Origin of the sequence: Pedococcus sp. 2YAF34, from assembly GCF_052114585.1 — a bacterium.
Taxonomy (GTDB): Bacteria; Actinomycetota; Actinomycetes; order Actinomycetales; family Dermatophilaceae; genus Pedococcus.
Map to the genome: position 1 here is coordinate 1 of NZ_JBFRFA010000042.1, position 22,114 is coordinate 22,114.

Here is a 22,114-nt window from a genome sequence, read left to right on the forward strand (position 1 = left end):
GACGACGCAGGCAGCCACCAGGGCCGGGGTGCGGGTCGGCGTCGACGTCGGCAGCGTCCGGGTCGGGGTGGCCGCCAGCGACCCCTCGGGCCTGCTGGCGACCCCCGTGCGCACCGTGCCGCGCGACCCTGCCGAGCAGGACAGCGGTGGCGCCGACGTCGAGGAGATCGCCGCGATCGTCGCCGAGCGCGAGGCCATCGAGGTCGTCGTGGGCCTGCCCCGGACACTCGCGGGTGCCGAAGGTGCCGCCGCCCAGACCGCACGCACGTATGCTGGGCGGTTGGCGGCACGTGTCGCGCCCGTACCGGTCCGGCTCGTCGACGAGCGGCTCACCACGGTCGACGCGCATCGCTCGCTCCGCGACAGCGGGGTCGGCGGCCGGCGGCAGCGCGCGGTGGTCGACCAGGCGGCGGCGGTCCTGATCCTGCAGGTCGCCCTCGACACGGAGCGCAGCTCCGGGCGTCCGCCCGGCGAGCTGGTGAGGACCGACGGGCGCAAGCCCCGGACGAAGGACAGGCACCGATGACCGAGCCCCACCTGGAGCACTCGATCTTCGGGGGGCAGCACGACGAGCACGTGGAGGAGGGCCACGGGTCCGTCCAGACGCGCTCCCAGGCGCGCGACCGCACCAGGCCGCCCCGGCGCCGTCGTGGCCGGGGACGCCGTCGCGGCATCCTCGTCATCGCCCTCGCGATCGTCGCGGTGGCGGGTTTCGCCGCCTACACCGTGCTGCGGCCGGTCGTCGACGGGTTCCTGGAGAGCAACGACTACCCGGGCCCGGGGTCGGGCAGCGTGCAGGTCGTCGTCAACGACGGGGACTCCGGACGTGCCATCGGCGCCACCCTCCAGAAGGCCGACGTGGTGAAGTCGGCCAAGGCCTTCCTCGACGCGGCCGCCGGTGACTCGCGGGCCTCGGCGATCCAGCCGGGCACCTACACGCTGAAGAAGCAGATGTCGGCCAAGGGCGCCCTTGCCACCCTCGTCAACCCCGCCAACCGCACCGTCCCGCGCGTCACGATCCGCGAGGGGCTGTGGAAGAACGAGGTCTTCGCGGCCCTGTCCAAGTCCACGGGGGTGCCGCTCGCCCAGTACACCGCTGCCGCCAAGGACCCGGGGTCCCTCGGGCTCCCCGCGTCGGCCAAGGGCAACCTCGAGGGTTACCTCTTCCCGTCCACCTACGAGTTCCCCGCCAAGGCGACGGCCGGCGAGCAGCTGCGCACCATGGTCGCCAAGACCCTCAGCGAGCTCGACGCTGCCGGCGTGGCCGAGGCCGACCGCGAGCGGACGCTCACCGTGGCCTCGATCGTCGAGGGCGAGGTCAGCGGCGACGCCGACCGCGGCAAGGTCGCCCGGGTCATCGAGAACCGCCTCAAGACCAGCGGCCCGCCGACCAACGGCTACCTGCAGATGGACTCCACCGTCCACTACGCCGTGCAGAAGCGGGGGCGCGCCGGCACCAGCGACGCGGACCGCCGCAGCACCAGCCCCTACAACACCTACAAGCACCCGGGGCTGCCGCCGGGCCCGATCAACAGCCCGGGCGCCGCGTCCATCAAGGCGGCGGCAGCACCGACCCCGGGTGGCTGGTTCTTCTTCGTCACCGTCGACCCCGACACCGGTGAGACCAAGTTCGCGACCACGGCTGCCGAGCACGCCCGCAACGTGCAGGAGTTCCGGGCCTGGTGCCGCGGCCACGCCGACCGGTGCTGAACGCCGCCGTCCTCGGGCGACCCGTCGCCCACTCGCTGTCACCGGTGCTCCACTCCGCCGCCTACCGCGCCCTGGGCATGGACGACTGGGCGTACGGCGCGCACGACCTCGGCGCCGCCGAGCTGGCGGCGTGGGTGGGGGAGCGCGACGAGTCCTGGCGCGGCCTCAGCCTGACCATGCCGCTGAAGGACGTTGCGCTCACGCTGGCGGACACCGCGTCGGCGACCGCCCGGCTGACCGGCGCGGCCAACACCCTCGTCCGCCGCGACGACCTCGGGTGGGACGCCCACAACACCGATGTGGCCGGCATCGTGGGTGCGCTCGCGCACGTGGACCACGACGGTACGGCGACCCTGCTCGGGTCCGGAGCCACCGCACGGTCCGCAGGGGCCGCCCTCGTCCGGCTCGGGATGCGGGAGGTGCGCGTCGCCGCCCGCAACCCGTCATCGGCGGCCGACGTCGTGGCGCTCCTGCAGGGGCTCGGCACCGAGGCCGTGGCCGTGCCGCTGGAGCAGTGGGCCGCCGTTCCTGCGACCGTCGTCGTCTCGACGCTGCCACCCGCGGTGGGTGCAGCCGTCGCAGCGCTGTCGGAACCGGCCGACGCGACCGGCCGCGGCGCCACCCTGCTCGACGTCGTCTACGCCGACTGGCCGACGGAGCTGGCGCGCGCGGCGTCCGGCGCTGGGTACGACGTGGTCTCCGGGCTCGACATGCTCGTGCACCAGGCCGCGGAGCAGTTCCGCCTCTTCACCGGCCGGGACGCCCCCGTCGAGGCCATGTTCGCCGCCGGGCGGGCAGCCCTCGCAGCTGACGACCGCCTCGACGGCGCCGCGCACGGTGACGGGACGGCTCGGTGATCGTCCTCGCGGCCGGGACCGACCTGCCGTGGTGGGTGCTCGGCGCCCTCGCGCTCGCGGGCGCCGCGCTCGGCGCGGTGACCGGGAGGGTGCTGTCGGATGGCGGATACCGCGTCGAGTCCGACGACGCGGGCGCCCTGCCGCGGGTGTGGTGGTGGCCGGCGCCGGTGCTCGCCGTGCTGTGGGCGGTGGTGGGCTGGCGCATCGGCGACTACGCCGGCTGGGCCGCGCTGCCCGCATACCTCTTCTTCGCCTGGCTGACCGTCGCCCTGGTCTGGATCGACGCGGACGTCCATCGCCTGCCCGACGGCCTCGTGCTGCCCGCCTACCCCGCCCTGCTCGCGCTGGTCGTCGTGGCGACGGCAGGACTGGGGGACTGGGCGCAGCTCTGGCGCGCCCTGGCCTGCCTCGCCGGCCTCTACGCCGTCTACCTCGTGATGCACCTGGTGTCGCCGGGGTCGCTCGGGTTCGGCGACGTGAAGCTGTCCGGCCTGATCGGGCTGCTCCTGGGGTGGATCGGCATCCCACAGCTCGTCATGGGCGTGCTCGGCGGCTTCCTGGTCGGTGGGGTCACGGCCGTCGTCATGCTCGCAGGGCGTCGGGTCGGGCTCCGTTCGCACATCGCGTTCGGCCCGGCGATGCTCGTCGGCGCGCTGCTCGCCCTCGTCGTCGAGTACCAGTGGGTGGCCTAGGCGGAGGGGCCCCGAGGGTGCATGGGAGGATCGGGCCATGCTCCGCTGGTTGACCGCAGGTGAGTCCCACGGCCCAGCCCTCCTCGCGACGCTCGAGGGGCTGCCGGCCGGCGTCGAGGTGACGACCAAGGACGTTGCGAGTGCGCTGGCCCGCCGTCGGCTGGGGTTCGGCCGCGGCGCCCGGATGAAGTTCGAGCAGGACGAGGTCGAGTTCCTCGGTGGAGTGCGCCACGGCGTGACGATGGGTTCGCCCGTCGCGGTCCGGATCGGCAACACCGAGTGGCCCAAGTGGGAGACCGTCATGTCCCCTGACCCGGTGTCGGACGAGGCCTACGCCGCCTCCGACGACGTCAACGCGGAGAAGGAGGTGGCCCGCAACCGGCCGCTCACCCGTCCGCGTCCCGGCCACGCCGACCTCGTGGGGATGCAGAAGTACGGCTTCGACGACGCGCGCCCGGTGCTCGAGCGGGCGTCCGCCCGCGAGACCGCCGCCAGGGTTGCCCTCGGCGAGGTCGCCGCGCGCTTCCTGGAGCAGGCCTACGGCATCCGCCTCGTCTCCCACACCGTCGCCATCGGCACCGCCGGTGTCGCGGACGACGCCGTGCTGCCCACCCCCGACCAGGTCGAGCAGATCGACGCCGACCCGGTGCGGACGCTCGACGCCGCGGGGTCCGCCGTCATGGTCGCGGAGGTCGAGGCGGCCAAGAAGGACGGCGACACCCTCGGCGGTGTCGTCGAGGTGCTCGCCTACGGCCTGCCGCCGGGGCTCGGCTCACACGTCCACTGGGACCGGCGACTCGACGCCCAGCTCGCAGCGGCCCTCATGGGCATCCAGGCGATCAAGGGCGTGGAGGTCGGCGACGGCTTCCGCACCGCCGCCCGCCGCGGCTCCGCCGCCCACGACGAGATGGAGCGCGGGCCCGACGGCACGATCCACCGCCGCACCGGCCGCGCCGGCGGAACCGAGGGCGGCATGTCCACCGGCGACGTGCTGCGCGTGCGCGCCGCGATGAAGCCCATCTCGACCGTGCCCCGCGCGCTCGACACCATCGACACCACCGGGGCCGAGGCGGCCAAGGCGATCCACCAGCGGTCCGACGTGTGCGCCGTGCCCGCCGCGGGCGTTGTCGCCGAGGCCATGGTCGCGCTGACGCTGGCCCAGGCGTGCGTCGAGAAGTTCGGCGGCGACTCCGTCGCCGAGACCTCGCGCAACCACGCGGCATACCTCGCCTCGATCCCGGAGGCGATGCGCACGTGGTGACCTCTCCCACGGGGGCGGCGCCCGCGCGCCCGCTCGCCGTCGTCATCGGTCCGCCCGGCGCAGGCAAGAGCACCATCGCCCGCCGCCTTGCGGCCGCCCTCGGAGTGCGTTGGCACGACACGGACTCCGCGATCGAGGCCGCGCAGGGTGCATCGATCTCGGACATCTTCGTCGACCACGGCGAGGAGCACTTCCGTGCCCTCGAGCGCGACGAGGTGGCCCACGCGCTCACCGAGTCGGACGTGGTCGTCTCCGTCGGCGGTGGTGCCCCGATCGACGCGGGCACGCAGGAGCTCCTCCGTGGCCACACCGTGGTCTTCCTCGACGTCGGCATCGCTGACGCCGCGCGGCGGATCGGCTTCGAGGGCAACCGCCCGCTGCTCATGGTCAACCCCCGGGCGAGCTGGACGAAGATGATGAACGAGCGCCGCGCCACCTACGAGAAGCTGGCCACGGTCCGCGTCGACACCGCCGGCCGCAAGCCGGCGGACATCGTGCAGGAGATCGTCGCCGCACTGGGGCACGCGACCGACGAGCGCACGCCGGAGGATCCCGCATGAGCGACGCGACACGGATCAGCGTCGGCGGCGACTACGACGTCGTCATCGGCACCGGCCTGCTCGACGAGCTCCCCGGCCTGGTCGGGGAGGGAGTGCAGCGGGTGCTCGTCGTGCACCCGCGTGCGTTGGCCGCGACCGGCGAAGCAGTGCGAGAAGACCTGCGCGCCAAGGGTTTCGAGGCGTATGCCGCCGAGGTGCCAGACGCCGAGGAGGCCAAGACCTCGCAGGTCGCGGCCTTCCTCTGGGGCGTCCTGGGCCAGGCCGGCTTCACGCGCTCCGACGCCATCGTGACGGTCGGCGGGGGAGCCACGACCGACCTCGGCGGGTTCGTCGCGGCCACCTGGCTGCGCGGCATCCGGGTGGTCCACGTCCCCACGACGCTGCTGGGCATGGTCGACGCCGCCGTCGGGGGCAAGACGGGCATCAACACCAGCGAGGGAAAGAACCTCGTCGGGGCGTTCCACCCGCCGGCCGGCGTGCTCTGCGACCTCGCGACGCTGGAGACGCTGCCCGTGCACGACTTCACCGCCGGGCTGGCGGAGGTCGTCAAGTGCGGCTTCGTCGCCGACCCCGTGATCCTCGACCTCGTCGAGGCCGACCCCGAGGGGGTGCGCAGCCCGGCCGGCACCCACGTCCGCGAGCTCATCGAGCGCGCCGTACGGGTCAAGGCCGACATCGTCGCCCATGACCTCAAGGAGTCGTCGCTGCGCGAGGTGCTCAACTACGGCCACACCTTCGGGCACGCCGTCGAGCACGTGGAGCGCTATGCGTTCCGGCACGGGGCGGCCGTCTCCATCGGCATGGTCTACGTCGCCGAGTTGGCGCGGCTGGCCGGCAAGATCGACGACGGCCTCGTGGACCGGCACCGGTCGGTGCTGACCAGCCTCGGCCTGCCAGTCACGTACCGGGCCGACCGGTGGCCGCAGCTGCTCGACGCCATGAAGCGCGACAAGAAGTCGCGGGGCTCGTTGCTGCGGTTCGTGGTGCTCTCCGGGCTCGCCCGTCCCACGCGGCTGGAGGGTCCCGACCCCGCGCTGCTGCAGGCGGCGTACGCCGAGATCGGCGCCGATGTCCGACCCGGCGGAGCCATCAGCCTGTGACGGGTACCGCGCCGGGTCGCCCCGGCTGGGTCGCGTCCAGCTCGGCTAGATCGCGTCCAGCTCGGCGAGGTCGGCAGCGGTAGGTGTCCACGCCACGGCGCGGGCGTTGCGCTCGACCTGGGCGGCGGACGTCGCGCCCGCGATGACCGAGGCCACCTGTGGCTGGGCGGCGAGGCCGCCGATGGCGACGTCGAGCAGCTCGACACCGCGCGCGTCGGCGAACGACTGCAGGGCCTCGACCCGGTCCCAGTCGGCGTCGTCGAGCCAGCCGGCCCGGTCGGCCTCGAGGGCCGCGCGAGAGCCGGGAGGGGCAGCTGCACCGCGCTGGTACTTGCCGGTGAGCAGGCCCCGGGCGAGGGGGAAGAACGGGAGCAACCCGAGCTCGAAGCGCTCGCAGGCCGGCGTCACCTCGTTCTCGACGGTGCGGTCGAGCAGTGAGTACTCGTTCTGCACCGACACGAACGAGGCCAGGCCCGCGGTCGCCGACGTCCACGAGGCGTCCGCGACCTGCCAGCCGTCGAAGTTGGAGCAACCGACATAGAGAACCTTGCCCTCGCGGACGAGGTCGGTGAGGGCCTCGAGCGTCTCGGCGATCGGGGTGAGTGGGTCGGGGCGGTGCAGCTGGTAGAGGTCGATGTGGTCGGTCTGCAGGCGCCGCAGGCTGGCCTCCACCGCACGACGGACGTAGCGGCGCGACCCCCGCGCGCCGAAGTCCTCGCCGTTGGCGCCCTGCATGTCCATCCCGAACTTGGTGGCGACGACGAACTCGTCACGTTGGCCCTGCAGCGCCTGGCCGAGCATCTCCTCGCTCTGCCCGGGGTGGCCGCCGTAGATGTCGGCGGTGTCGAGCAGGGTCACGCCCGTCTCGCGCGCGGCACGCAACAGGTCGTCGAGGCCGTCCTGGTCGACGCGCCGGCCGAAGGCGTTGCAGCCGATGCCGACCGCGCTGACCATGAGGCCGCTGCCGCCGAGGGGTCGGTAGTCCATGTCGCTCATCCCTCCACCCTAGGTCGGCGCCGGTCTGCAGGCCCGGGCGGTGCACGGCCCGTGTGCAGGTCCAGCGATTCGGGGGACACCCATCCCCGCGGCTAGACTGTCCGGCGACTCCCACTCCTGAACACTCCGGAGCACTCGCGCGCGCCTGCGCAGCGCGCAGTACCGGCTCATCGAAAGCGACTGACACGTGGCATCGACCAACGACCTCAAGAACGGCCTGGTCCTCAACCTCGAGGGCCAGCTCTGGTCCGTCGTGGAGTTCCAGCACGTCAAGCCCGGCAAGGGCCCGGCATTCGTGCGGACCAAGCTCAAGAACGTCCTGTCCGGCAAGGTCGTCGACAAGACCTTCAACGCAGGCGTCAAGGTCGAGACCGCGAACGTCGACCGTCGCGACATGCAGTACCTGTACAAGGACGGGTCCGACTACGTCTTCATGGACGGCGACACCTACGACCAGATCCACATCCCCGAGGCCACCGTCGGCGACGCCGCCAACTACCTCCTCGAGAACCAGACCGCGCAGGTCGCCACGCACGACGGCTCCGTCCTCTACGTCGAGCTGCCGACGTCCGTGGTCCTCGAGATCACCTACACCGAGCCGGGCCTGCAGGGCGACCGCTCCACCGGCGGCACCAAGCCGGCGACCCTCGAGACCGGCGCCACGATCAACGTGCCGCTGTTCCTCGAGCAGGGCACCAAGGTCAAGGTCGACACCCGTGACGGGTCGTACCTCGGCCGCGTGAGCTAGTGGCTGCTCGCTCCAAGGCGCGCAAGCGCGCCGTCGACATCCTGTTCGAGGCCGAGCAGCGGGGGCTCAACGCCCGCGACCTGCTCGCCGAGCGGCTCGCCAAGCCGGTCACCGAGGCGCCGCTGAACCAGTACACCGCCGACCTCGTCGAGGGCGTCGTGGCCCACTGGACCGCCATCAACGAGCTCCTCGCGACCTACTCGCAGGGCTGGACCGTCGAGCGCATGCCCAGCGTCGACCGCGCGATCCTGCGCCTCGGCGCGTTCGAGGTGCTGTACTCCGACGAGGTCCCCGAGGGCGTTGCCATCGCCGAGGCGGTCGACCTGGCCACGAGCCTGTCCACGGACGACTCGCCGAAGTTCGTCAACGGCCTCCTCGCCCGGCTCGCCGAGGTCAAGCCCACTCTGGCCTGACCATGGCCGTCGCCGTCCGTCTCGCCCTCGCCGCCGACCTCTCGTCGGTGCAGGGGCTCGAGGACGCGGCGGACCAGCTCTTCGCCGAGCTGATGGACGTCTCGACGTGGGGGAGCGGCCCGACAGGTGAGGAGCGAGCGGCCGAGCCGGGGTTCCTGCTCGTCGCGGCCGACGCCCACGGGGTCGTGGGGTTCGCCCACGTCCTCGACCTCGACGGCCACACCCACCTCGAGCAGATCGCGGTGCTCCCCGAGCGCACGCGGCAGGGCATCGGCTCGGTGCTGCTCGAGGAGGCGTGCCGGTACGCCGCCGAGCAGGGAGCGCGGGAGGTGACCCTGCGCACCTTCGCGGACGTCCCGTGGAACGCGCCGTTCTACGCGCGGCACGGGTTCGTGGTGCTGGCGCCGGAGCCCGCCTGGATGGCGCCGCTGCAGGAGGCCGAGGAACGCGTGGGCCTGCCCCGTCAGGGCACCCGGGTCGCGATGGTGCGCCACCTCTGACGACCGTCCCGCCCCGGTTCCGTCCGGGCTTTGGGCCCATGGGCCGAAGGTTGGGGGCTGGGTACGGGGCTGGGGCTGGGCTTTGGGCCCATGGGCCGAAAGTTCTTGGGGGCTGGGTGACGTCCACCCCCTCGGAAGGCTCCCGAGGGGGTGGACGGAATGGGTCAGGGCAGGACGGTCACGTCCCCGACCATCCCCATGTCGTCGTGGATGGCGCAGATGTAGGGGAACGTGCCGGCCTTGGTGAAGGTCACGACGAACGGTGCCCCGGGTGCGAGCACGCCGCTGTTGAGGTCACCGCCGGCGTAGTGCTTCGGGTCGCCCGACGGCCCCAGGACAGCCGGGATCGGCGGCTCGTGGCCGAACGTCACCGTGTGGGGTGCGCCCGGTCCGGCGACGCTGAACGTGACGGTGTCACCCACGTGCACGGTGGCGTGGGTGCGGATGAAGCGCATCACCGAGAAGCCGTTGCCGTCGATGCCGGCCTGGACCTGGCCGCTCTTGGCCGGGTGGGCCTCCTTGGCCTGCTCCCACGCCCTCATGCCCCGGTCGAGAAGCACCTGGCCCTGGCGGTGTCCCACCTGGTTGTAGTCCGCCTGGGTGTACGGGTAGGCCGTGCCGGCCGCCCGGACGTGGACGACGCCCTTCATCATCACGCCGTGCAGCAGGCAGTAGTAGGTGAAGTCGCCGGTCTTGGTGAACTTCAGGTCGTAGGACATGGCGGGCTCGGTGAAGGTGAAGATCGGCTGCGTCGCGATGATCCCCGAGTTGGTGTAGCCCGTGCCGTCGTAGCGGTGCGTGCCCTGCGCCATCGTCTGCATCGGGTCGGACGGGTTGAAGTCCGGCAACGTCGTCCCCGGTGCGAGGAACGTGACGGTGTGGGGCTCGGCGCTCCCAGCCGTCCAGTGGACGGTGTCTCCCCGGTCGATCCAGACCTGCCTGGGGAGGAAGGACATGGCGCTGACCGCCATGTCGGGGGTCTCGGCGCCGACCTTGACGTGCCAGGTGACGGGAGCGGGTGCCGCCGTGGCGGACTGGCCGACGGCGAGCGGGAGTGCGACTGCGATGAGGCCGGCGACGAACAGGGCGAGGCGCCGTCGCGGCAGGACTTTGCTGTGCATGGTGGGTGTTCCTGACCTTGTGGAGGGGGTCGGTGCGGCGACCTTGGCTGGATCGCTCGTTCACCCCTGCACCGCGGGCAGTCCATGAGCCACACTGCTCGCTCCGCGGGACCGCGTCATCAGGCACAAGGACTACGCGCTAAGGTGGAGGCGTTCGACATCCTTTAACGACCTGTCCTGTGAGGCAGGGAAGGAGGTCCTGGCGCCTGTGCGTCCTGACTCAGCCGTACCCCGTCCGGTCGAAGCCCCGTCCCCGGCTCCCGTGACCACTCCCGTGGCGACCCCCACCGCCCCTGGCGCCGAGCACTCAGCCGCCCCCTCGCGCACGGTGCTCTCGGCGAGCGATGTCTCCCGGGCGCTGCGCCGGGTGGCTCACGAGATCCTCGAGCACAACAAGGGCGGCGCCGACCTGGTCGTCCTCGGCATCCCGAGCCGCGGCGTCGCGCTGGCCAGGCGCCTGGCCGCGGTGATGGAGTCCGTCGAGGGCCGACCCGTCCCCGTCGGCGCGCTCGACGTCACGATGCACCGCGACGACCTGCGCCGGCAGCCGACCCGCAGCCCCATGCACACCGACATCCCCGAGCCGGGCATCGACGACAAGGTCGTGGTGCTCGTGGACGACGTCCTCTACTCGGGCCGTACGGTGCGTGCCGCCCTCGACGCCCTCTCCGACCTCGGGCGCCCGCGTGCGGTCCGCCTCGCCGTGCTGGTCGACCGCGGGCACCGTGAGCTCCCGATCCGCGCCGACCACGTCGGCAAGAACCTTCCGACGGCCAGCACCGAGCGGGTCTCGGTGCGGCTGCTCGAGCACGACGGCGTCGAGGACCAGGTCACCATCGCGGCGGGAGAGAGCCGATGAGCACCAGCGCCTGCCCGCTCGCCCCGCCGCACCGACGCGTACGGCGCCACCTGCTGTCCTCGGCGGACCTCGACCGCTCGCAGGTGCGGGCCATCCTCGACACGGCTGCGGAGATGCACGGCGTCCAGCAGCGCGAGGTCAAGAAGCTCCCGACCCTGCGTGGCCGGACGGTGGTGAACCTGTTCTTCGAGGACTCCACCCGCACGCGCAGCTCGTTCGAGATCGCCGGGAAGTGGCTGTCCGCAGACGTCATCAACATCAGCGGCAAGGGGTCGTCGACGTCGAAGGGAGAGTCCCTGCGCGACACGGTCATGACCGTCGCCGCGATGGGGGTCGACGCGCTGGTCGTCCGCCACCACGCCAGCGGAGCCGCCCACCAGGTCAGCCAGTGGGTCGACGCCCACGTGGTCAACGCCGGGGACGGCACCCACGAGCACCCCACGCAGGCGCTGCTCGACGCATACACGATGGAGCGCCGCCTGGGTGACCTCGAGGGCCGCCACGTCGTCATCGTCGGCGACCTGACCCACTCGCGCGTGGTCCGCTCCAACCTCATCACCCTGCGCACGCTCGGCGCCCGGGTCACGCTGGTGGCCCCGCCGACCCTCATGCCCAGCGGCATCGGGGCCTGGTCCCAGGCTGACGGCTTCGACCTGTCGCACGACCTCGACGCCGTGCTGCCCACCGCCGACGCCGTGATGATGCTGCGGGTGCAGCGCGAGCGGATGAGCGGTGGCTTCTTCCCGACCCCGCGCGAGTACACCGTCGGCTACGGCCTGACGCGCCCCCGCCTCGACGCGCTCATGGCGGCGAACGCCGACGCCGTGATCTGCCACCCCGGCCCGATGAACCGCGGCCTGGAGATCTCCCCGGACGCAGCCGACGCCGCCTCGTCCCTGGTCCTCGACCAGGTCAGCGCCGGGGTCGCGGTCCGGATGAGCGTGCTCTACCACCTGCTTGCCGGCAACGACGAGGGAGAGGACAGCTGATGCCCAGCCTGCTCATCACCGGCGCCGACCTCCTCGGCCGTGGCGCCGCGGACGTCCTCGTCGAGGACGGTGTCATCACCGAGGTCGGCTCCATCCGCTCGGCGAGGGGCGCTGACGTCCTCGACGCCGACGGGCTCGTGGCGCTGCCCGGCCTGGTCGACCTGCACACCCACCTGCGCGAGCCCGGCCGCGAGGACGCCGAGACGATCGCCTCGGGCGCGGCCGCCGCAGCCGTGGGTGGCTTCACCGCGGTCCTCGCCATGGCCAACACCGACCCCGTGACCGACACGGCCGAGGCCGCCGAGCGCATCCTCGACCTGGGGCGGGCCACCGGGCTGGTCGACGTCGTCCCGGTCGGTGCCGTCACCAAGGGCCTGGCCGGGGAGGAGCTCGCCGAGCTCGGGCTCATGCACCGCTCCCGTGCACGCACCACCGTCTTCTCCGACGACGGCAGGTGCGTCCACGACGCCCGGGTGATGCGGCGCGCGCTGGAGTACGTCCGCGCCTTCGGCGGGGTCGTCAGCCAGCACGCCCAGGACCCGCACCTCGCCGGACCGCAGGCCTGTGCCCACGAGGGCGAGCTCTCCGGACGCCTCGGACTGCCCGGCTGGCCCGGTGTCGCCGAGGAGTCCGTCGTCGCCCGCGACGTCATGCTCGCCCGGCACACCGGCTCCCGGGTGCACGTCGCCCACGTCTCCACCGCGGGCACCGTCGAGGTCGTCCGGTGGGCCAAGGCGCAGGGCATCGCAGTGACCGCCGAGGTCACGCCGCACCACCTCGTGCTGACCACCGACCTGCTCGCCGGCTACGACCCGACCTTCAAGGTCAACCCGCCGCTGCGGCCGCAGGAGGACGTCGACGCCCTGCGCGCAGCGCTGGCCGACGGCACGATCGACGCGGTCGCCACCGACCACGCCCCGCACGCCCGCCAGGACAAGGAGCACGCGTTCGTCGACGCGGCGTTCGGCATGCTCGGTCTCGAGACCGCGCTGGCCGTGGTCAGCGACGTGATGGTCGGCTCGGGCCTGCTCGACTGGGCCGGGGTCGCCCGCGTCATGTCGCAGGCACCCGCACGGATCGCCGGGCTCGGCACGCACGGCGGCGCGCTCGAGGTCGGCGACGCGGCCCACATCACGCTGGTCGACCCCACCGCCGAGCTGACCGTGGACCGGGGCGCCAGCCTGTCCCTGTCCCGCAACAACCCCTGGCACGGACGCATGCTCCGGGGTGCGGTGCACGCCACGGTGTTCGGTGGTCGCGTGACCGCCCAGAAGGGAGCGCTCGCATGACCCGCCTGCAAGCCGTCGGCGTCCTCCTCGTCGCCCTCGGTCTGATCTACGGCCTGCTGTACGTCGCGTGGCTGCGCAAGCAGCGCCGCCACACGTCCGCCGCGGTCGCCACCGAGACCACGCGCGGCGACGGGGGGACGCAGCCGGACGAGGTTGGTCCCGTGGGAGCCCGGCTCGTCGTCGAAGGCACCTACATCAGCACCACCACCGCGGTGAGCCGTCTGGAGCGGGTCACCGTCGAGGGCCTCGGCAACCGCGCACGGGCCACCCTCACGGTCACCCGCGGCAACCCCGACGAGCTGGTGCGCATCGAGCGTCAGGGCGAGTCGACCGTGGTCGTCACCGCGGGCCGGCTCGTCTCGGTGCGCCGTGACCGCGGCATGGTCGGCAAGTTCGTCGGGAGCAACCGGGTGCTCGTGCTGCAGTGGCGCGCCGACGACGACGCCCTCTACGAGACCGGCTTCCTCCCGCGCTACAAGGCCGACGTCGAGCGCGTCGAGTCGGCCCTGTGGTGGCACACCGGCGATACCGCCGCGCGGGCGCAGAGCTCGAGCGAGCGCCCGTCCGGCGAGACGTGGCCCGGGGCCGCCACCCCCACCCCTCCCGTCACCGATTCCCCTGCGACCGAAGGAAAGTCCGCCTCATGACCTCTCCCGCACACCTCGCCCCGCGCGGAGCCGCCGTCCTGGTCCTCGAGGACGGCAGGGCGTTCCGCGGTGAGGCCTACGGTGCCACCGGCCGGACCGTCGGTGAGGCGGTGTTCTCCACCGGCATGACCGGCTACCAGGAGACCCTCACCGACCCCAGCTACCGCCGGCAGGTCGTCGTCATGACCGCGCCCCACGTCGGCAACACCGGGGTCAACGACGAGGACCACGAGTCACGCAGGATCTGGGTGGCCGGCTACGTCGTGCGCGACCCCGCCCTGCGCCCTTCCAACTGGCGGTCACAGAGGTCCCTGGAGGACGACCTGCGCGAGCAGGGCGTCGTCGGGATCAGCGGCATCGACACCCGCGCCCTGACCCGGCACCTGCGCGAGCGGGGCGCCATGCGGGTCGGCATCTTCTCCGGCGACGACGCCGAGCAGCCGGTGTCCCAGCTGACCTCGGTCGTGCAGGAGGCGCCGCTGATGGCCGGCTCCGCCCTCGCGGCAGAGGTCACCACCCCGCAGGCGTACGTCGTGCCGGCGGTGGGGGAGAAGCGCTTCACCGTCGCGGCCCTCGACCTCGGCATCAAGGCCATGACCCCCGCCCTTCTGGCCCAGCACGGCATCGAGGTGCACGTGCTGCCCGCGACCTCGACCTTCGAGCAGGTCCGCGCCGTCGGCGACGACGGGCCGGACGGCGTCTTCTTCTCCAACGGCCCCGGTGACCCGGCGACGGCGGACGCCGAGGTGGCGGTCCTGCGCGAGGTCCTCGACGCGCGGATCCCCTTCTTCGGCATCTGCTTCGGCAACCAGCTCCTGGGCCGCGCGCTCGGGTTCGGCACCTACAAGCTCAAGTACGGCCACCGCGGGATCAACCAGCCCGTCATGGACCGCACCACCGGCAAGGTCGAGGTCACCGCCCACAACCACGGCTTCGCGGTCGACGCACCGCTCGACGGCGAGGTGACCGCGCCCGCGGACGCCGACGGCACGGCGTACGGCCGCGTGCGGGTCTCGCACGTGTGCCTCAACGACGACGTGGTCGAGGGCCTCGAGTGCCTCGACCTGCCCGCCTACTCCGTCCAGTACCACCCGGAGGCGGCCGCCGGACCCCACGACGCGGCCTACCTGTTCGACCGGTTCGTAGAGCTGATGAGCAACAACGAGAAGGGACTCGGTCTCTAGACATGGGTAAGCGCGACGACATCAAGAGCGTCCTCGTCATCGGCTCCGGGCCGATCGTCATCGGCCAGGCCTGCGAGTTCGACTACTCCGGGACGCAGGCCTGCCGAGTGCTCCGTGAGGAGGGCATCCGAGTCATCCTCGTCAACTCCAACCCTGCGACGATCATGACCGACCCGGAGTTCGCCGACGCGACCTACGTCGAGCCCATCACCCCCGAGGTGGTCGAGGCCATCATCGCCCGCGAGCGCCCCGACGCCGTGCTGGCGACCCTCGGCGGCCAGACCGCCCTCAACTGCGCGATCTCGCTGCACGAGGCAGGCGTCCTGGAGAAGTACGGCTGCCCGCTGATCGGCGCCAACGTCGAGGCGATCCAGCTCGGCGAGGACCGCGAGAAGTTCAAGGGCGTCGTCGAGCGCTGCGGCGGCGAGTCCGCCCGTTCGCTCATCTGCCACACCATGGACGAGCTGCTCGCCGGTGCCGAGGACCTCGGGTACCCGGTCGTGGTCCGGCCGTCCTTCACCATGGGCGGTCTCGGCTCCGGCTTCGCCTACGACGAGGCCGACCTGCGCCGCATCGGCGGGGCCGGCCTGCAGTACAGCCCGGTCACCGAGGTGCTCCTCGAGGAGTCCATCCTCGGCTGGAAGGAGTACGAGCTCGAGGTCATGCGCGACCACGCCGACAACGTCGTGGTCGTCTGCTCGATCGAGAACCTCGACCCGATGGGCGTCCACACGGGCGACTCGATCACCGTCGCCCCGGCCCTGACCCTGACCGACCGCGAGTACCAGCGGCTGCGCGACCTCGGCATCGCGATCATCCGGGAGGTCGGCGTCGACACCGGCGGCTGCAACATCCAGTTCGCGGTCAACCCCGCGGACGGACGGATCATCGTCATCGAGATGAACCCCCGCGTCTCCCGGTCGAGCGCCCTGGCGTCCAAGGCGACCGGCTTCCCGATCGCCAAGATCGCCGCGAAGATGGCCATCGGCTACACCCTCGACGAGGTGCCGAACGACATCACCCGCGAGACGCCCGCGTCCTTCGAGCCGAGCCTCGACTACGTCGTCGTCAAGGTGCCGCGCTTCGCGTTCGAGAAGTTCCCGGCGGCTGACCCGACGCTGACCACGACGATGAAGTCCGTCGGTGAGGCGATGGCCATCGGGCGCAACTTCACCGAGGCGTTGCAGAAGGCACTGCGGTCGATGGAGCGCAGGGACAGCACGTTCCACTGGGACGGCCCCAAGCCCAGCGTCGAGCAGGCACGCACCTACCTGCACACGGCCAAGACCCCCACGGACGGCCGCATCGTCACCGTCCAGCAGGCACTGCGGGGTGGCCTGTCGGTCGAGGAGGTCCACGAGGCGACGGGCATCGACCCGTGGTTCCTCGACCAGATGGAGCTCATCAACGCGATCGCCGACCAGGTGGCCGCGGCGACCGAGCTGACCCCCCAGCTTCTGCGCCTCGCCAAGCGGCACGGGTTCTCCGACACCCAGGTCGCGTCGCTGCGCGGGATGCCCGAGGCCGTCGTCCGCGGGGTCCGCCACGCCCTGGGCGTGCGCCCGGTCTACAAGACGGTCGACACCTGCGCCGCGGAGTTCGCGGCCCGGACGCCGTACCACTACAGCTCCTACGACGAGGAGACCGAGGTACAGCCGCGCGACAAGCCGGCCGTCCTCATCCTCGGCAGCGGCCCCAACCGCATCGGCCAGGGCGTCGAGTTCGACTACTCCTGCGTCCACGCCAGCTTCGCCCTGCGCGACGCCGGCTACGACACGGTGATGGTCAACTGCAACCCCGAGACCGTCTCGACCGACTACGACACCAGCTCGCGCCTCTACTTCGAGCCCCTCACCCTCGAGGACGTCCTCGAGGTCGTGCACGCCGAGCAGCAGGCCGGCCCGGTGGCCGGCGTCATCGTGCAGCTCGGTGGTCAGACGCCGCTGGGCCTCGCCAAGGCCCTCAAGGAGGCCGGGGTCCCGATCGTCGGCACGAGTCCCGAGGCCATCGACCTCGCCGAGGACCGCGGCGCCTTCGGCCGTGTGCTCCACGAGGCGAAGCTGCCCGCGCCCAGGCACGGCACGGCGTACAGCGCCGAGGAGGCCGTCGAGGTCGCGCAGGAGATCGGGTACCCCGTCCTCGTGCGTCCCTCCTACGTCCTCGGTGGGCGTGGCATGGAGATCGTGTACGACGACGAGACCCTCTCGGGCTACGTCACCCGCGCGACCATCGCCAGCCCCGAGCACCCCGTCCTCGTCGACCGGTTCCTCGACGACGCGATCGAGATCGACGTCGACGCCCTCTACGACGGCACCGAGATGTACCTCGGCGGGATCATGGAGCACATCGAGGAGGCCGGCATCCACTCCGGTGACTCGGCCTGCACCCTGCCGCCGGTCACGCTCGGTGTCGCCGAGCTCGAGCGGGTCCGCGAGGCGACGCTCAAGCTCGCCGAGGGCATCGGCGTGCGCGGCTTGATGAACGTGCAGTTCGCCCTCGCCCAGGACGTCCTCTACGTCCTCGAGGCCAACCCCCGCGCCTCGCGCACCGTGCCGTTCGTCGCCAAGGCGACCGGCGTGCCGGTGGCCAAGGCCGCCGCCCGGGTCATGCTCGGCGCGACCATCAAGGAGCTGCGCGAGGAGGGGCTGCTGCCGCCCTACGGCGACGGCGGCACCATGCCGAGCGACGCGCCCGTGGCGGTCAAGGAAGCAGTCCTGCCGTTCAAGCGGTTCCGCACCCGCGAGGGCCAGGTCGTCGACAGCCTCCTCGGGCCGGAGATGCGCTCCACGGGTGAGGTCATGGGCATCGACGACGACTTCGGGACGGCGTTCGCCAAGGGGATGCTGGCTGCCGGGTCGGGGCTGCCGCGCGAGGGCAAGGTCTTCGTGTCGGTCGCCAACCGCGACAAGCGCGCCATGATCTTCCCGGTCAAGCGCCTCGCCGACCTCGGCTTCACGATCGTCGCCACCACCGGCACCTCGGAGGTGTTGCGCCGCAACGGGATCGCCTCCGAGGTCGTGCACAAGGTCAGCGAGCGGGGTCTCGACGAGGAGAGCATCGTCGACCTCATCCTCGACGGCGGCATCGCCATGGTCGTCAACACCCCGAGCGGTCCCAACGCCCGGGCCGACGGCTACGCGATCCGCGCCGCGACGACGTCGATGGACCGGCCGATCGTGACGACCGTGCAGGAGCTCGCGGCCGCGGTGCAGGGCATCGAGGCCCAGATGCGGGGTGACTTCACCGTCAAGCCGCTGCAGGAGCACGCCCGCGACCTCGACCTCTACGGGCGCACGCCGGCCGACCTCGCAGGGGGTGTCGCGTGAGCGGGGCGACCACGCACGGTACGCGTCCGGGCAGCGGTGTCGTGCAGGTGACCGGTGAGCTCATCGCGACCCGCCGCGTCGGCGCCTACCACCACCTCACGTTCGTGGCGCCCGGCCTCGCCGAGCTCGCCCGCCCGGGCCAGTTCGTGGCCCTCGCCGTCGGGGGTCCGACGAGCGCCAACCTGCTGCGGCGGTGCTTCTCGATCCACAAGGTGAGCCCGTCCGGGACGTACGGCGGCACCGTGGACGTGGTCGTCGCCGCGCACGGCCCCGGCACCACGTGGATCACCGAGCTGCGCGCGCACGACGAGGTCGACATCGTGGGGCCCCTGGGCAGGGCGTTCCCGCTGCCCAAGGAGCCGGTCCCGTGCGTCCTCGTCGGCGGCGGCTACGGCAGCGCGCCGCTGTTCTGGCTGGCCGAGGCGCTGCGCGACCGGGGCTGCCACGTCGAGATGGTCCTCGGCGCCGCCACCGAGTCCAAGCTGTTCGGGGTCGTCGAGGCGCGCCGGCACGCCGACGGCGTGACCGTGACCACCGACGACGGCTCGATGGGCACCCGGGGCTGGGTCTCCGACGTGCTGCCCGAGGTGATCCGCCGCACCGGCGCCGCCGTGGTCTACGGCTGCGGGCCGATGGGGATGCTCAAGTCGGTCACCGACGTGGCCACCGCCGAGGGCGCGGTCGCCCAGGTCGCGGTGGAGGAGTCCATGGCGTGCGGCGTGGGGGTCTGCATGACCTGCGTGATGCCCGTCGTCGGCAAGGACGGCGCCACCCGCATGGTGCGCTCCTGCGTCGAGGGCCCGGTGTTCCGCGGCGATCGGGTGCGCTGGGACGCGTTCTCCGACGGGTGGTGCCGCGTGCCCGACGACGCGGTCGGTGCGCCGAGGGCAGGGGGCCACTGATGACGCTCACCTCCGCCGACACCGCCGCTGCGACGACGGCCACCTCCGTGGACATGTCGGTCGACCTCGCCGGGCGCCACCTCCCGAGCCCGATGATGACCGCCTCCGGCTGCGCCGCCAACGGTCGTGAGCTCGGCCGGTTCTTCGACGTCGCCGAGCTCGGGGCGTTCGTCACCAAGTCGGTGATGGCCGACCCGCGCTCCGGGCGCGGCACCCCGCGCATGGCCGAGACCCCGTCGGGGATGCTCAACTCCATCGGCCTTCAGGGACCCGGCATCTCGGCGTTCGTCGAGCACGACCTGGCCTGGCTCAAGCAGGCCGGCGCCCGCACGCTGGTCTCCATCGCCGGCGGCACCAGCGGCGAGTTCGCCGACGTGGCGGCCACCCTGCGCGCGAGTGACGCGTTCGACTCCGTCGTCGGGGTCGAGGTCAACATCTCCTGCCCCAACGTCGCCAACCGCGGGCTCGTCTTCGCCTGCGACCCCCTGGCGTCGGCGAAGGTCATCGCCCTCGTGCGCGAGCAGCTGCCGCGCGACGTACCCGTCTTCGCCAAGCTGACCCCGGACGTCACCGACATCGTCAGCGTCGCCCAGGCCTGTGTGAAGGCCGGGGCCAACGGCCTCACCATGATCAACACGCTGCTCGGCATGGTCATCGACACCGACCTGCTGCGGCCGCAGGTCGCCGGCGTCACCGGTGGCCTGTCCGGCCCGGCGGTCCGCCCGGTCGCGGTGCGCGCCGTCTGGCAGACCCGCGCTGCGATGCTCGAGGGCCGGCTCCCGTACGTGCCGATCATCGGCGTCGGGGGAGTGCGGACCGGTCGCGACGCGCTCGAGCTCGTGGCCGCCGGAGCCAGTGCCGTCCAGGTCGGCACGGCGACGTTCAACGACCCCTCCGCCCCGGTCCGCGTGGGCCGTGAGCTCGCAGGGTTGGTGCAGGACAAGGGTTTCACCCGGCTCGCCGACGTGGTGGGCATCGCACACGAGAGGCTGGCCCGCGCATGACGACCGGTGTGTCCCCGGCGACCACGACGACGAACGCGACGACCTTCGGTGAGCGGCTCCGTGCCGCCACCGACGCCTTCGGGCCGCTGTGCGCGGGCATCGACCCCCACCGTGCGCTCGTGGAGTCGTGGGGGGTGACGTACGACGTCGACGGCCTCACCCGCTTCACCGAGACCTGCGTCGAGGCCTTCGCCGGCCACGTCGGGGTGGTCAAGCCGCAGTCGGCGTTCTTCGAGGTCTTCGGCTCGCGCGGCGTGGCGGTCCTCGAGCGCGCCGTCCTCGCCCTGCGCGAGGCCGGGACGCTGGTCATCCTCGACGGGAAGCGAGGCGACATCGGCTCCACCATGGCTGCGTACGCCGAGGCCTACCTGGCCGACGAGGCGCCCGCCCCGGCCGACGCGCTCACGGTGAGCCCCTACCTCGGCTTCGAGGCGCTGCGCCCGGCCCTGGACCTGGCCGCCCGCACCGGCCGGGGCGTCTTCGTCCTCGGACTGACGTCCAACCCCGAGGGGCGAGGTGTCCAGCACGCGCGGCTGCGCGACGTCAGCGTCGCCGAGACCATGGTCAAGGGGGCCGAGGTGGAGAACGCCGAGGCGCGCTCGCAGGGCCGCCTGGGCTCGGTCGGCCTGGTCGTCGGTGCGACGGTCGGCTCGGCCGTACAGGAGCTCGGGCTCGACCTGGCCGCCTGCAACGGGCCGCTGCTGGCCCCTGGCGTCGGCGCCCAGGGAGGGACCCCCGAGGACCTGCGCCGCGTCTTCGGTGACGCCCTGCCCAACGTGCTGCCCTCCTCCAGCCGTGAGGTCCTGTCGGCCGGACCCGACGTCGCCCGCCTGCGCGAGCAGGCGGTGCGCACCAGCGCCAACCTCGCCGAGATCCTGCGCTAGGTCCATCGCCCGGGGTGGGCGCAGGACGGATCGCGTGGAGCTGTCCGGGTATGTCGCACCTCACCGAGAAACCCCGCGCCACGGTTGCTAGAGTCCAAGTGAACAGTGAAAACACCGTGCAGAAACCGCGCGCCCCACAAGGAGTAACACCGTGGCACTTCCCCCGTTGACGCCCGAGCAGCGAGCAGCGGCCTTGGAGAAGGCCGCAGTGGCCCGTCGCGAACGAGCCGCCGTCAAGAACCGGCTGAAGTACGCCCAGGGCTCGCTCAAGGAGGTCATCGCCGACGGCAAGGGCAACGACGTCGTGGGCAAGATGAAGGTCTCCGCCCTGCTGGAGTCCATGCCCGGTGTCGGTCGCGTGCGCGCCCGCCAGATCATGGAGGAGGTCGGCATCTCCGAGAGCCGCCGCGTCCGTGGGCTCGGGGCCAACCAGATCTCCGCGCTGCTCACCCGCTTCGACGAGGCGTGAGCGGCCCGACCCCCGTCGGCGAGCAGCGCCCCCAGCGCCTCGTCGTCCTCGCCGGTCCCACCGCGGTCGGCAAGGGCACCCTCTCGGCGTACGTCCGTGACCACTTCCCCGAGGTGTGGCTGTCGGTGAGCGCCACCACCCGCGCGCCGCGCCCCGGCGAGGCGGAGGGCGTGCACTACCACTTCGTCGACGAGGACGAGTTCTCGCGGATGGAGCGCGAGGGCGAACTCATCGAGTCGGCGGTCGTCCACGGCCGCAACCACTACGGCACGCCCCGCGGTCCGGTGGAGCAGGCCCTGAGCGAGCACCGCATGGCCCTGCTCGAGATCGACCTGCAGGGCGCGCGCCAGGTCAGGGAGTCGATGCCCGAGGCGCTCTTCGTGTTCCTCGCCCCGCCGAGCTGGGACGAGCTGGTGCGCCGGCTGGTCGGGCGCGGCACCGAGGACGAGGAGGAGCGCACCCGCCGCCTGGAGACCGCGAAGGTCGAGCTGGCGGCGGAGGACGAGTTCGACGTGACCATCGTCAACGACGATGTTCGTCGGGCCGCCGAAGAACTCGTATCATTGATGCGATCCCACTGACGCCTGAGTCCGAACCAGCCTG

23 protein-coding genes are annotated in these 22,114 nt (G+C 72.3%); 21 read left to right on the forward strand and 2 right to left on the reverse strand.

Translation table 11 applies throughout. The features are described from left to right. Positions 1 to 28 precede the first annotated feature (28 nt). The 7 genes from ruvX to aroB are packed head-to-tail and all read left to right on the forward strand — an operon-like array spanning position 29 to position 6,180. The gene (ruvX, locus tag AB4Z02_RS16775) at positions 29 to 526 is read left to right on the forward strand and encodes a Holliday junction resolvase RuvX (RefSeq protein ID WP_056882296.1); all 498 of its coding nucleotides are present in this window, start codon (positions 29 to 31) and stop codon (positions 524 to 526) included. Beyond that, positions 523 to 1,710, forward strand: a complete 1,188-nt coding sequence (gene mltG, locus AB4Z02_RS16780) for an endolytic transglycosylase MltG (protein WP_056882276.1) — start codon at positions 523 to 525, stop codon at positions 1,708 to 1,710. The genes ruvX and mltG overlap by 4 nt, the downstream gene beginning before the upstream one ends. Further along, positions 1,683 to 2,567 (forward strand): shikimate dehydrogenase, encoded by an 885-nt coding sequence (locus AB4Z02_RS16785; RefSeq protein WP_235531303.1) that lies wholly within the window; start codon positions 1,683 to 1,685, stop codon positions 2,565 to 2,567. The genes mltG and AB4Z02_RS16785 overlap by 28 nt, the downstream gene beginning before the upstream one ends. Continuing rightward, entirely contained in the window at positions 2,564 to 3,259 is a 696-nt protein-coding gene (locus AB4Z02_RS16790) for a prepilin peptidase (RefSeq protein ID WP_056882275.1), read from the forward strand. Before AB4Z02_RS16785 ends, AB4Z02_RS16790 begins: the two co-directional genes overlap by 4 nt. 37 nt (positions 3,260 to 3,296) lie before the next feature. Further along, positions 3,297 to 4,520, forward strand: coding sequence for a chorismate synthase (gene aroC, locus AB4Z02_RS16795; protein ID WP_056882274.1), 1,224 nt, complete (start codon positions 3,297 to 3,299; stop codon positions 4,518 to 4,520). Further along, complete coding sequence (locus AB4Z02_RS16800) at positions 4,517 to 5,080, forward strand: shikimate kinase (protein ID WP_156399780.1); 564 nt, start codon at positions 4,517 to 4,519, stop codon at positions 5,078 to 5,080. The genes aroC and AB4Z02_RS16800 overlap by 4 nt, the downstream gene beginning before the upstream one ends. Continuing rightward, positions 5,077 to 6,180 (forward strand): 3-dehydroquinate synthase, encoded by a 1,104-nt coding sequence (aroB, locus tag AB4Z02_RS16805; protein ID WP_056882272.1) that lies wholly within the window; start codon positions 5,077 to 5,079, stop codon positions 6,178 to 6,180. The genes AB4Z02_RS16800 and aroB overlap by 4 nt, the downstream gene beginning before the upstream one ends. 45 nt (positions 6,181 to 6,225) lie before the next feature. On the opposite strand, the gene AB4Z02_RS16810 is transcribed toward aroB, so the two are convergent. Next, complete coding sequence (locus AB4Z02_RS16810) at positions 6,226 to 7,167, reverse strand: aldo/keto reductase (RefSeq protein WP_200949174.1); 942 nt, start codon at positions 7,165 to 7,167, stop codon at positions 6,226 to 6,228. Positions 7,168 to 7,363: 196 nt separating this feature from the next. Between AB4Z02_RS16810 and efp the strand changes: the two genes are divergently transcribed. From efp to AB4Z02_RS16825, 3 genes are read left to right on the forward strand one after another with little or no spacing between them, the layout of a single operon-like run. After that, positions 7,364 to 7,924: an elongation factor P gene (gene efp / locus AB4Z02_RS16815; RefSeq protein WP_056882270.1), complete on the forward strand. Its 561-nt coding sequence runs from the start codon at positions 7,364 to 7,366 to the stop codon at positions 7,922 to 7,924. Then, a complete protein-coding gene (gene nusB / locus AB4Z02_RS16820) occupies positions 7,924 to 8,337 on the forward strand; it encodes a transcription antitermination factor NusB (protein ID WP_056882269.1) in 414 nt (137 codons plus the stop codon). The genes efp and nusB overlap by 1 nt, the downstream gene beginning before the upstream one ends. A 2-nt stretch (positions 8,338 to 8,339) precedes the next feature. Further along, positions 8,340 to 8,837 carry a GNAT family N-acetyltransferase gene (locus AB4Z02_RS16825; RefSeq protein ID WP_441972379.1) on the forward strand — a complete coding sequence of 166 codons (498 nt, stop codon included), beginning with the start codon at positions 8,340 to 8,342 and terminating at the stop codon, positions 8,835 to 8,837. A gap of 164 nt (positions 8,838 to 9,001) precedes the next feature. Here AB4Z02_RS16825 and AB4Z02_RS16830 read toward each other — a convergent pair whose 3' ends face one another. Further along, positions 9,002 to 9,958 (reverse strand): cupredoxin domain-containing protein, encoded by a 957-nt coding sequence (locus tag AB4Z02_RS16830; RefSeq protein WP_441972381.1) that lies wholly within the window; start codon positions 9,956 to 9,958, stop codon positions 9,002 to 9,004. A 262-nt stretch (positions 9,959 to 10,220) separates the two neighbouring features. Here AB4Z02_RS16830 and pyrR point away from each other — a divergent pair, with 262 nt between their 5' ends. The 11 genes from pyrR (at position 10,221) to gmk (ending at position 22,092) form a co-directional block, all read left to right on the forward strand. Next, entirely contained in the window at positions 10,221 to 10,817 is a 597-nt protein-coding gene (gene pyrR / locus AB4Z02_RS16835; protein WP_441972383.1) for a bifunctional pyr operon transcriptional regulator/uracil phosphoribosyltransferase PyrR, read from the forward strand. Continuing rightward, on the forward strand, positions 10,814 to 11,806 hold the full coding sequence (locus AB4Z02_RS16840) for an aspartate carbamoyltransferase catalytic subunit (RefSeq protein WP_441972385.1): 993 nt from the start codon (positions 10,814 to 10,816) through the stop codon (positions 11,804 to 11,806). The genes pyrR and AB4Z02_RS16840 overlap by 4 nt, the downstream gene beginning before the upstream one ends. Next, entirely contained in the window at positions 11,806 to 13,095 is a 1,290-nt protein-coding gene (locus AB4Z02_RS16845) for a dihydroorotase (RefSeq protein ID WP_441972387.1), read from the forward strand. The genes AB4Z02_RS16840 and AB4Z02_RS16845 overlap by 1 nt, the downstream gene beginning before the upstream one ends. Further along, positions 13,092 to 13,742, forward strand: coding sequence for a PH-like domain-containing protein (locus tag AB4Z02_RS16850; protein ID WP_441972389.1), 651 nt, complete (start codon positions 13,092 to 13,094; stop codon positions 13,740 to 13,742). Before AB4Z02_RS16845 ends, AB4Z02_RS16850 begins: the two co-directional genes overlap by 4 nt. Continuing rightward, the gene (carA, locus tag AB4Z02_RS16855) at positions 13,739 to 14,926 is read left to right on the forward strand and encodes a glutamine-hydrolyzing carbamoyl-phosphate synthase small subunit (protein ID WP_441972390.1); all 1,188 of its coding nucleotides are present in this window, start codon (positions 13,739 to 13,741) and stop codon (positions 14,924 to 14,926) included. The genes AB4Z02_RS16850 and carA overlap by 4 nt, the downstream gene beginning before the upstream one ends. 2 nt (positions 14,927 to 14,928) lie before the next feature. Continuing rightward, entirely contained in the window at positions 14,929 to 18,252 is a 3,324-nt protein-coding gene (gene carB / locus AB4Z02_RS16860) for a carbamoyl-phosphate synthase large subunit (protein WP_056882261.1), read from the forward strand. After that, positions 18,249 to 19,154, forward strand: a complete 906-nt coding sequence (locus tag AB4Z02_RS16865) for a dihydroorotate dehydrogenase electron transfer subunit (RefSeq protein ID WP_441972393.1) — start codon at positions 18,249 to 18,251, stop codon at positions 19,152 to 19,154. The genes carB and AB4Z02_RS16865 overlap by 4 nt, the downstream gene beginning before the upstream one ends. Beyond that, the gene (locus tag AB4Z02_RS16870; RefSeq protein ID WP_441972394.1) at positions 19,154 to 20,158 is read left to right on the forward strand and encodes a dihydroorotate dehydrogenase; all 1,005 of its coding nucleotides are present in this window, start codon (positions 19,154 to 19,156) and stop codon (positions 20,156 to 20,158) included. The genes AB4Z02_RS16865 and AB4Z02_RS16870 overlap by 1 nt, the downstream gene beginning before the upstream one ends. Next, positions 20,155 to 21,042 carry an orotidine-5'-phosphate decarboxylase gene (pyrF, locus tag AB4Z02_RS16875; RefSeq protein WP_441972396.1) on the forward strand — a complete coding sequence of 296 codons (888 nt, stop codon included), beginning with the start codon at positions 20,155 to 20,157 and terminating at the stop codon, positions 21,040 to 21,042. The genes AB4Z02_RS16870 and pyrF overlap by 4 nt, the downstream gene beginning before the upstream one ends. Before the next feature lie 151 nt (positions 21,043 to 21,193). Continuing rightward, positions 21,194 to 21,511 (forward strand): integration host factor, actinobacterial type, encoded by a 318-nt coding sequence (gene mihF, locus AB4Z02_RS16880; protein ID WP_056882257.1) that lies wholly within the window; start codon positions 21,194 to 21,196, stop codon positions 21,509 to 21,511. After that, positions 21,508 to 22,092, forward strand: a complete 585-nt coding sequence (gene gmk / locus AB4Z02_RS16885; protein WP_056882256.1) for a guanylate kinase — start codon at positions 21,508 to 21,510, stop codon at positions 22,090 to 22,092. Before mihF ends, gmk begins: the two co-directional genes overlap by 4 nt. Positions 22,093 to 22,114: the final 22 nt, after the last annotated feature.

Bases quoted from the DNA above. Each gene is read 5' to 3' on its own strand.
- mltG (WP_056882276.1), top strand. From the start codon at position 523: ATGACCGAGCCCCACCTGGAGCACTCGATCTTCGGGGGGCAGCACGAC.
- aroC (WP_056882274.1), top strand. From the start codon at position 3,297: ATGCTCCGCTGGTTGACCGCAGGTGAGTCCCACGGCCCAGCCCTCCTC.
- aroB (WP_056882272.1), top strand. From the start codon at position 5,077: ATGAGCGACGCGACACGGATCAGCGTCGGCGGCGACTACGACGTCGTC.
- AB4Z02_RS16810 (WP_200949174.1), bottom strand. From the start codon at position 7,167: ATGGACTACCGACCCCTCGGCGGCAGCGGCCTCATGGTCAGCGCGGTC.
- AB4Z02_RS16825 (WP_441972379.1), top strand. From the start codon at position 8,340: ATGGCCGTCGCCGTCCGTCTCGCCCTCGCCGCCGACCTCTCGTCGGTG.
- AB4Z02_RS16830 (WP_441972381.1), bottom strand. From the start codon at position 9,958: ATGCACAGCAAAGTCCTGCCGCGACGGCGCCTCGCCCTGTTCGTCGCC.
- AB4Z02_RS16840 (WP_441972385.1), top strand. From the start codon at position 10,814: ATGAGCACCAGCGCCTGCCCGCTCGCCCCGCCGCACCGACGCGTACGG.
- AB4Z02_RS16845 (WP_441972387.1), top strand. From the start codon at position 11,806: ATGCCCAGCCTGCTCATCACCGGCGCCGACCTCCTCGGCCGTGGCGCC.
- AB4Z02_RS16850 (WP_441972389.1), top strand. From the start codon at position 13,092: ATGACCCGCCTGCAAGCCGTCGGCGTCCTCCTCGTCGCCCTCGGTCTG.
- carA (WP_441972390.1), top strand. From the start codon at position 13,739: ATGACCTCTCCCGCACACCTCGCCCCGCGCGGAGCCGCCGTCCTGGTC.
- carB (WP_056882261.1), top strand. From the start codon at position 14,929: ATGGGTAAGCGCGACGACATCAAGAGCGTCCTCGTCATCGGCTCCGGG.
- AB4Z02_RS16870 (WP_441972394.1), top strand. From the start codon at position 19,154: ATGACGCTCACCTCCGCCGACACCGCCGCTGCGACGACGGCCACCTCC.
- pyrF (WP_441972396.1), top strand. From the start codon at position 20,155: ATGACGACCGGTGTGTCCCCGGCGACCACGACGACGAACGCGACGACC.